Here is an 11,936-nt window from a genome sequence, read left to right on the forward strand (position 1 = left end):
TGTATCAGCAGAGAAACAATTTAAGGTACTTGAAAGGGATAAGAGTATGAATTATTTTTTAGTTATTTTTTTAACAGCATTTGTATTATCATTAATTTTTTCTCCGGCTGCAATAAAGCTGGCACCTAAGATTGGGGCAATAGATATTCCTAAAGACAATAGGAGAATGCACACTAAAGCAATGCCCAGATTTGGAGGCATGGCCATTTTTATTGGAGTAATAGCGGCATTGATCGTACTTGAATTTTTTATAATGGGAAAAGTTCAAGTTATGGGGAAAATTATAAAGACTGATACTAGATTAACAGGAGTAATTATAGGCGGTGCTTTAATTTATATTGTTGGAATAATTGATGATTTAAAAGGGATGTCTGCAAAGGTAAAGTTTTTTTGTCAAATAATATGTGCAGTTATTGTTTTTCAATTTGGAATTCGTATAGAATTTTTTACAAATCATTTTGGAGAAGGGCACAGCTATATATCAGGAATAATAAGTCTTATCGTTACAGTAATTTGGATCGTTGGAATTACAAATACGGTAAATTTAATAGATGGATTAGATGGTTTGGCAGCGGGAGTTGCCTGCATAGCATCCTTTTCAATTGCATATACTGCATATATCCATGGAATGTATTTAGTGGCGTTGGCAATGCTTGCAATTGGAGGCGGAGCATTAGGATTTCTTCCTTTCAATTTTCATCCTGCTAAAATTTTCATGGGCGATGGAGGATCATTGTTTTTAGGTTTTTTACTGGCATCTATTTCGATTATTGGCCCTGTTAAGGGAGCTGCTATGATGGCAACAGTTGTACCTGTTTTGGTTCTTGGTGTTCCCATCTTTGACACGGCGTTTGCAATATTAAGAAGACTGATTAATAGAAGGCCTATTATGGAAGCTGATAAAGGACATTTGCATCATAGGCTTATGGCTGCAGGTTTAGGGCAGAGAAGATCTGTGCTTACTTTATATGGTATAAGCGGCATTATGGGAGTTGCAGCTATTCTTTTCAGCAGGGATTTATTTCTTGAATCAGCGGGATTGTTTATTATTGCATTATCATTTATTTATATCTATTTAACAGATGAAAGCAGTCCTTTTTTACAACTTAACATTAAGGAGAAAAAACAATGAAAGTACTTACGGTATTCGGAACAAGACCGGAAGCCATAAAAATGGCACCCCTTGTAAAAAAATTAAATGAAGAAAAAGATATAGAATCAATTCTTTGTGTTACTGCACAGCATAGAGAAATGTTAGATCAAGTTTTGTCATTATTTGATCTGATACCTGATTATGATTTGAATATTATGAAACCAAATCAGACAATAAGTATGATTACGGCAAATGTAATAACTAAAATTGAAGAAGTCTTTCTTAAAGAAAAGCCTGATATAGTACTTGTTCATGGTGATACAACTACTACATTTGCCACAGCATTAGCCGGATTTTATCAGCAAGTAAAAGTAGGACATGTAGAGGCAGGACTTAGAACATATGATAAATATTCACCCTGGCCGGAAGAGATAAACAGAGTTTTAACAGGGCATATTGCAGATTTACATTTTTCTCCAACGCAGAGAAATAAAGATAATTTACTGAAAGAGGGCATTTCTGAGGATTCTATTTTTATTACGGGAAATACCGTAATTGATGCATTACTTGAAGTAACAAATAAACCCTATGAGTTTGAAGAAGAAACTTTGAAAAACATAGATTTTGAAAATAAAAGAGTTATTGCGGTAACTTGCCACAGACGTGAAAATTTAGGTGAAAACATGGTACATATTTTCAGTGCAATAAGAGATATTGCAGCTGAATTTGAGGATGTTGAAATCGTTTATCCGGTTCATATGAACCCTAAAGTAAGAGAAACTGCAAATAAAGTGCTTGGAAATTCAAAAAGAATTCATTTGATAGAGCCATTACAATATCAGCCGTTTGTTAATCTTATGGCAAAATCTTATTTCTTAATTACAGATTCTGGAGGGATGCAGGAAGAAGCACCTTCTTTAGGAAAGCCTGTACTAGTTGTGAGAAAAGAAACGGAAAGACCTGAAGCTATAGAAGCAGGGACAGTAAAACTTGCAGGTGTAGAAAGAGACACAATTTATGAAATGGCAAAACAACTTCTATCTGATAAAAAAGCATATGAAAATATGTCCCATGCTGTAAATCCTTATGGCGATGGCCATGCTTGTGAAAGGATAGTAGAAATACTTAAACAATATGATGAAACAAACAATAGTAATAGAAAATAAATCATTATATAGAACATTAGCAAGCGTTGCTCTGCCAATTGCTTTTCAAAGCCTTATAGCTTCTTCATTAAGCTTAATAGATAACTTAATGGTTGGAAGCCTGGGGGAAATAGAATTGGCAGCTGTTGGGCTTTCCGTTCAGATTTATTTTATCCATTGGATGGTTATGTTTGGATTTACAAGTGGATCATCTACTTTTATGTCACAATTTTGGGGAAATCAAGATTTATTTAATATAAGAAAAGTAACGGGCTTTGCCATAACCGTTTGCTTTACTGTGAGCTTTATTATTTTTTTTGTTCCTGCTGTATTTTTCCCAGAAACAATACTTAGAATTTTTACGGATATTGATGAACCTATTAAATTAGGTGTAGAGTATATAAGAACAGCGGCAATTTGTTTTTTGGCAATTAGTATTACCGTTCCGTTTACGGCAGCATTGAGAGCAACTCAGCAGACGAGTATACCTTTAAAGATAAGTATTTTAGTTTTTACAACAAATACTGTTTTAAATTATATTTTTATCTTTGGCAAATTCGGTGCGCCGGAGCTAGGAGTAAAAGGTGCGGCACTTGCTACGGCCATATCCAGATGTTTGGAATTGCTTATCATGATACTAGTCGTATTTGTAGGTAAGAACAAAATAGCCGGTAAATTAAATGAGTTTTTTGGATGGTCAAAGATTTTAATGTTTAAAATTGTAAGTAATGCAGTACCTACTACATTAAATGAAACCATGTGGGGGATAGGAATGGCTACCTATAATGCCGCATATGGCAGAGTGGGAATTACAGAGTTTGCAGCAATTCAAGCCAGCAGCACTATAAATAATTTATTTGTAATGGCAATTTTTAGTCTTGGTGATGCTATTTTGATTCTTGTGGGGCAGAGATTGGGAAGAGGAGAACTTGAGTATGCGGTAGCTCTTTCTAAAAAGTTACTTAAAATAAGTGTGGTTATTGGAGTTATTGCCGGAATAGCACTTATCTTATCTTCAAAATTTATTATTCAGCTATTTAAGTTTACAAAAGAAGGTCAGCAGTTTACATTTCTAATTTTACTAATATATGGCTTATTTATGGCCCTTAAACTATTTAATGGAATTATGATTACAGGAACCCTTAGAAGCGGAGGGGATACAAAATACGCTATGTTGGCAGAAACCGGCTGTGTATGGCTAATTGGAGTGCCTTTAGTCTTTTTTGGAGCTCTTTATTTAAAACTTCCAATTTATTTTGTGGTACTTATGTCACAAACAGAAGAGATTGCTAAATTTATCACATTATATAGAAGATTTGTTTCTTTAAAATGGGTTAAAAATGTTATTTTTGATATATAATATATTTTAGTAGAAATTTTAACAAATCTTAATAAAAGTTTAAATTAAGGTTTAGATCGTTTAAATGTATTAAAGATCTAGCCTTATTTTATTATAGATAATTAAATTTTCAGAATGTTTATTTTTTAACTATCCTTTACATTTGAAAATATAGGATTATAATGTTATTTATTACGTTGATATTATATAATGCGGGCAATATTTTGAATTTTTGTTAATACAAAAAAAGAAAAGAATCGACATGAATGAAATGACAAAACTTAAAAATCAAATATTTAGATATGGTATTATTATAGCGCTTATTATTGAGCTGTGTTCCTTATTATTTTTAGGTTGGAATAAACAGTTTGCATATGGGCTGTTACTTGGTACAGTGATTTCCATAATAAATTTTATAATAATAGAAATATCCTCAAGAAATGTTTTACTTTCAGGTAATAAGTGGATAGGTCTTATAGGATATTTAGTTAGATTAATTATTTATGGCTTTACTTTTTACGTATCAATTAACGTGAGTAAAATCAGTGCCATGGGGACAATAATAGGATTTTGTACATTAAAAATGGGAATTTTTTACCTTTATGTAATAAAAACTAAATTATCTAAAATTAAAATTTTAAAATAAATGAAAGTTTTAGCTGGAAAAAATGGGTATATAATTAAAATGAAAAGAAAGAGAGGACTAAATTTATGGAATTAGGACCAAGAGTCATATTTAGTATCGGAAAAATCAACTTTACAGAAACTATTATATGGGCATGGATTATATGTATTGTATTGATTGCATTTGCATTTGTGTCTACTAGAAAAATGGAAAAAATTCCGAAAGGTTCTCAAGCGGTTGCAGAACTTATAGTTGAGTTTATCTACAAATTGGTACGAAATACAATGGGAAAAGAACATGAGAAATTTGCACCATATATCGGAACTTTATTTATGTTTTTAATATTGGCAAATTCCCTTGGTCTCATAGATCAAAGACCGGTTACAGCTGATATAAATACAACTTTTGCTCTTGCAGGAATTACCTTTTTCTTAATTCACTATAATTCAATTAGAAGCAGAAGTTTTAAAGGGTATATTAAGCATATGGCAGATCCTTATCCCTTTATGTTACCCATTAATGTGATTGGAGATCTTGCCTTTCCACTGTCTCTTTCTTTCCGATTATTTGGAAATATCACAGCAGGAATGATAGTTCTTACTTTGATTTATGGAGGATTAGAAGGAATTACACAATCTATGGGTATCCCTATTCCATTTTTGCAGATAGGAATTCCATTACCAGCACATGCGTTTTTCGATATATTTGAACCTATTTTGCAAGCGTTTATTTTTAATATGCTAACAATGGTTTTCATTGCTATAGGAATGATTTCTGCTAATGAAAGTCATTAATAGAATAAATTTTATCAAGAACTAAATTAGAAAAATAAAGGAGGACAATTATTATGTCAACTATTACACCAGAAGCTTTCATATTAGGAATGTCGGCACTCGGAGCAGGAATAGCTATGATTGCTGCTGTAGGTATTGGTATTGGTCAAGGTTTTGCTGCGGGTAAAGCGGTTGAGGCTGTTGCCAGACAACCGGAGGCTCAAGGAGATATTTTAAAGACTATGTTTATAGGGCAGGCTGTAACTGAAACTATGGGTATCTTTGCATTTATCGTTTCTATTGTATTGTTATTTGCAAATCCGTACGTATAGTAAAAAGAATCCTAACAATTTTCAACTTATAGTTTTTAAAGATCAAATGTTTAAGGAAGGAGTTGAATGCATTGCGTCAAGAATTAATCGAATTTAGCTGGACATTGCCGATGGTTGCCATTACAATGATCATCTTATATTTAATAATGAAGCATTTCTTCTTCGAAAAAGTGCATAATTTTATGCTTGCCAGACAAAATCTTGTTGTTGAAGCTTTTGAACAAGCAGATGAAACTAACCGCATGGCGGATGAGAAGTTATTAGAATATAATAATCAAATAGAAGGACTTGAAAATGAAGGCAGAGAAATCATTAAAAAAGCTAAAATAAAAGCAGAATCACAAGCAAAAGTAATTGTTGATGAGGCAAATAAAAAAGCGGGAGAATTACTTTTGCAGGCAGAAAAAGAAATCGAGCGTGAACGGCTTAAAGCTATTAATGAGATGAGGCAACAAATTACCGGTCTTGCCATTTATGCTGCAGAAAAGATTTTGGAAAAACAACTTCAAGAAGCAGGACAGGATGAAATTATAGAAAAAATCATTGAACAGGCAGGTAAATCGGAATGGCAGAGTTAACAGTTGATTTAACATATGGGCAGGCTTTATTAGAAGCTGCTATAGATGTAAATAAAACGGAAAAGATCCTGGAGGAAGGAAAAGAACTTTCAGCCCTTTTTCAAAGAGAGCCTGAATTTTTTGAATTTATTAATACTCCTGTAATTTCTGCTGCTGAGAAGAAAGAAGTTATTGATATCTTGTTAAAAGATAAAATTACAACTGAGATGTTAAATTTTATTTATGTATTAATTGATAAAAGGAGAACAAGACATTTTAGTAAAATTATAAACAGATATCAGCATTTAATCGAAGAACAAAATGGATTTTCATATGGAATTATTTTTTCGGTGAAACCTTTAACAGAGGAACAACTTAAAGTGTTTGAAGAAAAGACGAGCAAATTACTCAGAAAGAATGTAAAACTGGAAAATAAAATTGATACAAAAATAATAGGTGGTATTAGGATCTATATAGAAGGTAAAGTAATTGATGCTACAATTAAAAAACGCCTGGACAATCTTAAGGAAAGCCTAAAATAGAGGAAGGAGGATGCTAACTATGAACTTAAAACCAGAAGAAATCAGTGCAGTAATAAAAGAGCAGATAAAGAATTATAAAAATGAACTGGAAATATCTAACTTCGGAACAGTAATACAAGTTGGTGACGGCATTGCCAGAATCTATGGGCTTGATAACTGTATGGCAGGAGAACTGCTGGAATTTCCAAATGAAATATATGGTATGGCATTAAACCTTGAAGAAGATAATGTTGGTACGGTTATATTAGGACCGGACACTGAAATAAAAGAGGGAGATGTTGTAAAACCAACAGGAAAAGTTGTAGAAGTGCCTGTTGGAAAAGAATTAATTGGACGTGTTGTAAATGCATTAGGTCAGCCTATTGATGGAAAAGGTCCTATAAAGACAAATAAATCAAGGCCTATCGAGAATCTTGCACCAGGAGTACTTCAGAGAAAATCTGTAAGTGAGCCTTTGCAGACTGGTATTAAAGCTATTGATTCAATGATTCCCATTGGAAAGGGACAAAGAGAGCTTATTATCGGAGACAGACAGACGGGTAAAACGGCAATAGCCATTGACACCATATTAAACCAGCAAAATGAAGATGTTATTTGTATTTATGTTGCTATTGGACAGAAAAAATCTACTGTTGCACAGCTTGTTCAGACTTTGGAGAACAAAGGTGCAATGAAATATACAATAATAGTTTCAGCTACAGCAAGTGAAGTTTCACCACTTCAGTATATAGCTCCATATGCAGGATGTGCCATGGCTGAAGAATTTATGTATGATGGAAAAGAAGTTCTTATTATATATGATGACCTTTCAAAACATGCGGTTGCATATAGATCAATGTCATTGCTTCTTAGAAGACCACCGGGAAGAGAAGCTTATCCAGGAGATGTATTCTACCTGCATAGCAGACTACTTGAAAGAGCAGCTAGACTTTCAGATGACCTTGGAGGAGGATCCATTACAGCTTTGCCAATCATAGAAACGCAGGCAGGGGATGTTTCTGCATATATTCCTACAAATGTAATTTCTATAACGGATGGTCAGATCTTTTTGGAAACAGAATTATTTTTCTCAGGGCAAAGACCAGCTGTTAATGCAGGTATTTCTGTATCACGTGTAGGCGGAAATGCACAGATTAAAGCAATGAAAAAGGTTTCGGGCAAAGTAAAACTGGAACTGGCACAATACAGAGAACTGGCAAGTTTCTCACAATTTGGATCTGACCTTGACAAAGATACAAAAGCAAGATTAGATCATGGCCTTATTCTTATGGAAATTATGAAGCAGGGACAATACAGCCCCATAAGTGTAGAAAATCAAGTTATGATTATTTATGCTGCGATAAATCAATATTTAAAAGATATCCCTATAGAAGAAATTAAGGATTTTGAAAAAGCATTATATGATTATATGGGAACTCATCATCCTGAAATAGGGAAAGAAATAAAAACTACAGGGCAGCTTTCTTCTGAGTCTGAAGAAAAATTGAAATCAGCCATTGATGAATTTAAAAAAATAAGAGGGTAGGAGGTGCTTATATGGGCGCTAACAATATGCGTGATATTAAGCGTAGAATAAAGAGCATAACAAGTACAGAACATATTACAAATGCCATGAAGCTCGTTTCTTCTGCCAAGCTTAGGAAAGCTAAACGCACCTTTGAAAAAACAAGAGAATATTTTCACTATGTAACAGAGTCTATTGAAGAAATTTTTAATAATACATCAGAAGTTCCAGAACAATATTTGGAAGGGAACAGAGAAATAAAAACTACAGCCTATATTATTATTACAAGTTGCAGAGGGTTATGTGGTAGTTTTAATATTAATGTTATTAAAGAAGCTCAAAAAGAGATTGATAAAGATTGGGAAGAGCCTGTTATTATAGCGGTGGGAACTAAAGGTAAAGAATACTTTGAGAGAAGAGGATATAAAATCCAAAGTGAATATATATCACCTCCCGAAAATATATCTTTTGTGGAAACACATGATATAAGCAAACCTATTATCGATATGTATGATTCAGGGCAAATCGACGAAGTTGTTCTTATTTATACTTCGTTTGTAAGTGGAATTGAGCAGAGAGTTAGAACTGTAACTTTGCTTCCGTTTTCAATAGAGAGGGATCCTGAAATAGAACCCTTGGGCAAACAAGTAGAATATGAGCCATCCGCTGCTGCTGTATTCAACTATTTGGTTCCAAAATATGTTGAAATAATGATATATGGAGCAATTGTTGAATCTGCCACTTGTGAACATGCAGCAAGGCGTATAGCAATGGAAAATGCAACTGATAACGCAAGGGATATGCTAGATAACTTAACGCTTTACTATAACAGGGCAAGACAAGCGGCTATAACGAATGAGCTTTCTGAGATAGTGGGCGGAGCGGAAGCATTAAAAGGATAGGAGGATATGAAATATGAATCAACATAAAGGTATGATACATCAAATCATAGGCCCTGTAATAGATATAAAGTTTAAGCCAGATGAGATGCCGGAACTATTAAATGCCATTAAAATATACTTTGAAGATAGACAAATTGTAGCAGAAGTAGCACAGCATATCGGTGATGATGTAGTTAGATGTGTTGCCTTATCATCAACGGATGGATTAACAAGAGGTATGGAAGCTGTGGACACAGGTGCACCTATAAGTGTTCCTGTTGGTAATGATGTTTTGGGTAGACTATTTAATGTAATTGGCGAGACTATTGATGAAAAAGGACCAGTCAAAACTGATAAAAAGATGTCTATTCACAGAGAGGCACCCAGTTTTGAGGAACAAGATACAACAGCACAAATTTTTGAGACAGGTATTAAAGTAGTAGATCTTATTGCACCATATACTAAAGGTGGAAAAGTTGGACTTTTCGGAGGTGCCGGAGTAGGAAAGACAGTGCTGATTCAGGAATTAATTAATAATATAGCAAAAGAACATGGAGGTCTCTCCGTTTTCGCCGGAGTAGGAGAAAGAACGAGAGAAGGAAATGATTTATATTATGAAATGATAGAATCCGGGGTTATTGAAAAAACTGCCATGGTATTCGGACAGATGAATGAGCCTCCTGGAGCAAGAATGCGTGTAGCTTTGACAGGGCTCACTATGGCAGAGTATTTTAGAGATCAAGAAGGACAAGATGTACTTTTATTTATTGATAATATATTTAGATTTACACAAGCGGGTTCAGAGGTATCTGCACTTTTGGGTCGTGTACCGTCAGCAGTTGGATATCAGCCTACATTGGCAACAGAAATGGGTGCTTTGCAGGAAAGAATAACGTCTACAAAAAAAGGCTCCATTACATCCGTGCAGGCAATATATGTACCGGCAGATGACTTGACTGACCCGGCACCTGCCACAACATTTGCGCATTTAGATGCTACAACAGTACTTTCTCGAGCTATAACTGAGCTTGGTATTTATCCTGCAGTAGATCCACTTGAGTCTAGTTCCAGAATAATGGATCCTTATATAATTGGCGAAGAACATTATAATACGGCAAGAGGAGTACAAGAAGTATTGCAAAAATATAAAGATCTGCAAGATATAATTGCTATTTTAGGTATGGACGAGTTATCTGATTCAGATAAACTTGTAGTATCAAGAGCAAGAAAGATTCAAAGATTTTTATCTCAACCTTTTAGCGTGGCTGAGCAGTTTTTAGGAACTCCAGGAAAATATGTTCCACTTAAAGAAACAGTAAGAGGATTTAAAGAAATTCTTGAGGGTAAGCATGATGAAATACCAGAAGGTTTATTCTTATTTGCAGGTGGAATAGACGAAGTTGTGGAAAGGTTCAAAAATAATGGCTAAGAGTGTAACTTTAGAGGTGGTAACACCTTCAAAACTATTTTATAAAGGTGAGATAGAGCTTGTTATTGTTAGAACGTTAATGGGTGACGAAGGCTTTATGGCAAATCATGCTTGGGCCTGTAAACTTTTAGATACCGGGGAACTTTGGATAAAAGAAGCCGGACAAAAAGAGTATAAAATTGCGGCTATTGCAGGAGGCTATATTGATGTAAAAGATGATATAATTATTTTTACAGATGCAGCAGAATGGCCTTATGAAATAGACTTAGACAGAGCCAAAAGTGAAAAAGAGAGAGCTGAAGAATGGCTTAGAGTTCGTACCCCTGAAAATACAGATAACTTAGAAGTTGCTAAAGCAAAACTTGCAATTGCAAAATCCTTAAACCGTATGCAGGTAAAAGGCGGTGGAAGTATACAAAGAAAATAAGATTAGAAAAGTAATAGATAAAAAAATTCAAAGTAGTAAATCTTCTTTGGATTTTTTTATATGTTAGAAAATATCGCAAACCTAAAACCATTTACATTTTTTAAAATATATTATACTAAACAAAGAAACTAAAACACAGACTATAATTATTAAGGAGTAACCGTAGGTCCATTTATATTCAGGCATAGAGAAGTTCATACCATACCAGCCTACAATAAGCGTTAAAGGTAAAAATATAGCAGTTATTACAGTAAATAATTTCATAATACTGTTTTGATCAATATCAACTTGTGATTGGTAAGCTTCACGTACTTGAGAAACGTAATCCTTAAGGTTTAAAACAGAATTTGTCAGCCTCTTTGTTCGATCAGAAAGCATTTTAAAATAGCGTACCATGTCTTCGCTTATTAATTGGTTTTCATTGTCTTTTAAAGCGTAAGCAAATTCTTGAAGCTGATCATAATAACTTTTTAAAGCTAATAGATTCTTTCTGAAAGTAATTATTTCTTTAATATAATCTCTTTTTTTTGAAGTAATCAATGATTCCTCTAAATCAGAAATATCTTGCTCAATCGTTTCCAAATAAAAAGAGTCACTAATAGTTAATTGGTCAAAAAATTCATAAAGAACACGCTCTAAAGTAAGAATATTAATCTCTTTCATTTGTATTTTGGATATTATTCCGGAAAGGATAGAAAACTCAAAAGCTTCTTCACAAATAAAAAGAAGAATATTTTTTTTAAAGTATATGGAAATTCTACTTTCCTTTTTTAATAAATCTGTTTTGTCAGGTATGTGAAGAGCTATAAAATCAAAGCAATCGTGACTTTCAAATTTAGAAACTTGTCCTGTTAAACATTCGGAAAGAATTCGTTCATTAATACCTAAATGAGTTTCCCAGTTTTTAATCTCTGACTTATTTAAAATACCAATGCAAGGTAATTTTCCTATTATTTCATCTTCCTTTAAGCTGTTTTTATTTAATATACTACCATCTAAAAGATATATCATATATAATTTTCTCCTATAAAATACTTCAAGAACATTGATTTTTAATATCTTTAGTTATGATGTCATTTTATAAAGAAATTATGTAAGTCCTAAACCTAATATATAGGATTAAAGATATTAATAATTTAGTATAAAAAATAATTATCAAATTTAAAAGATTAATAAATTATACAAAAATCACTAATGCCGACCATTACTACATCCAATGGTCGGCATTAGTGATGATTATTCTCGCTTAACATTTCTGGTGGACTCACCTCTTTCTTTTCAGTGGGAAA

The 11,936-nt window shown here is 33.3% G+C and carries 13 protein-coding genes; 12 read left to right on the plus strand and 1 reads right to left on the minus strand.

Going from position 1 to position 11,936, the window contains the following annotated elements:
* The first annotated feature begins 46 nt into the window (after positions 1–46).
* From K292_RS0114545 to atpC, 12 genes are all read left to right on the plus strand, one after another.
* A complete protein-coding gene (locus tag K292_RS0114545) occupies positions 47–1,132 on the plus strand; it encodes an MraY family glycosyltransferase (RefSeq protein WP_027400446.1) in 1,086 nt (361 codons plus the stop codon).
* Positions 1,129–2,259 (plus strand): non-hydrolyzing UDP-N-acetylglucosamine 2-epimerase, encoded by a 1,131-nt coding sequence (wecB, locus tag K292_RS0114550; RefSeq protein WP_027400447.1) that lies wholly within the window; start codon positions 1,129–1,131, stop codon positions 2,257–2,259. Before K292_RS0114545 ends, wecB begins: the two co-directional genes overlap by 4 nt.
* Entirely contained in the window at positions 2,228–3,598 is a 1,371-nt protein-coding gene (locus K292_RS0114555) for an MATE family efflux transporter (protein ID WP_084146036.1), read from the plus strand. Before wecB ends, K292_RS0114555 begins: the two co-directional genes overlap by 32 nt.
* Before the next feature lie 241 nt (positions 3,599–3,839).
* Positions 3,840–4,223, plus strand: coding sequence for an ATP synthase subunit I (locus K292_RS0114560; protein ID WP_027400449.1), 384 nt, complete (start codon positions 3,840–3,842; stop codon positions 4,221–4,223).
* A gap of 65 nt (positions 4,224–4,288) precedes the next feature.
* Entirely contained in the window at positions 4,289–4,996 is a 708-nt protein-coding gene (atpB, locus tag K292_RS0114565; protein ID WP_027400450.1) for a F0F1 ATP synthase subunit A, read from the plus strand.
* 53 nt (positions 4,997–5,049) lie between these two features.
* Positions 5,050–5,307, plus strand: a complete 258-nt coding sequence (gene atpE, locus K292_RS0114570; protein WP_027400451.1) for an ATP synthase F0 subunit C — start codon at positions 5,050–5,052, stop codon at positions 5,305–5,307.
* A gap of 71 nt (positions 5,308–5,378) precedes the next feature.
* Positions 5,379–5,885: a F0F1 ATP synthase subunit B gene (atpF, locus tag K292_RS0114575; RefSeq protein WP_051280829.1), complete on the plus strand. Its 507-nt coding sequence runs from the start codon at positions 5,379–5,381 to the stop codon at positions 5,883–5,885.
* Positions 5,873–6,406 carry an ATP synthase F1 subunit delta gene (gene atpH / locus K292_RS0114580; RefSeq protein ID WP_027400453.1) on the plus strand — a complete coding sequence of 178 codons (534 nt, stop codon included), beginning with the start codon at positions 5,873–5,875 and terminating at the stop codon, positions 6,404–6,406. The genes atpF and atpH overlap by 13 nt, the downstream gene beginning before the upstream one ends.
* Before the next feature lie 19 nt (positions 6,407–6,425).
* Complete coding sequence (gene atpA / locus K292_RS0114585) at positions 6,426–7,931, plus strand: F0F1 ATP synthase subunit alpha (RefSeq protein ID WP_027400454.1); 1,506 nt, start codon at positions 6,426–6,428, stop codon at positions 7,929–7,931.
* An 11-nt stretch (positions 7,932–7,942) separates the two neighbouring features.
* A complete protein-coding gene (gene atpG, locus K292_RS0114590; protein ID WP_027400455.1) occupies positions 7,943–8,812 on the plus strand; it encodes an ATP synthase F1 subunit gamma in 870 nt (289 codons plus the stop codon).
* Positions 8,813–8,825: 13 nt separating this feature from the next.
* Complete coding sequence (gene atpD, locus K292_RS0114595; protein ID WP_027400456.1) at positions 8,826–10,220, plus strand: F0F1 ATP synthase subunit beta; 1,395 nt, start codon at positions 8,826–8,828, stop codon at positions 10,218–10,220.
* On the plus strand, positions 10,192–10,647 hold the full coding sequence (gene atpC / locus K292_RS0114600) for an ATP synthase F1 subunit epsilon (protein WP_051280831.1): 456 nt from the start codon (positions 10,192–10,194) through the stop codon (positions 10,645–10,647). The genes atpD and atpC overlap by 29 nt, the downstream gene beginning before the upstream one ends.
* Positions 10,648–10,728: 81 nt before the next feature.
* Here the strand turns inward: atpC and K292_RS0114605 are convergent, their stop codons facing one another.
* Positions 10,729–11,658, minus strand: coding sequence for a magnesium transporter CorA family protein (locus K292_RS0114605; protein WP_027400458.1), 930 nt, complete (start codon positions 11,656–11,658; stop codon positions 10,729–10,731).
* Between the last annotated feature and the right edge of the window lie 278 nt (positions 11,659–11,936).

Source organism: Anaerovorax odorimutans DSM 5092 (assembly GCF_000426305.1).
In the GTDB taxonomy this organism is placed as follows: domain Bacteria; phylum Bacillota; class Clostridia; order Peptostreptococcales; family Anaerovoracaceae; genus Anaerovorax; species Anaerovorax odorimutans.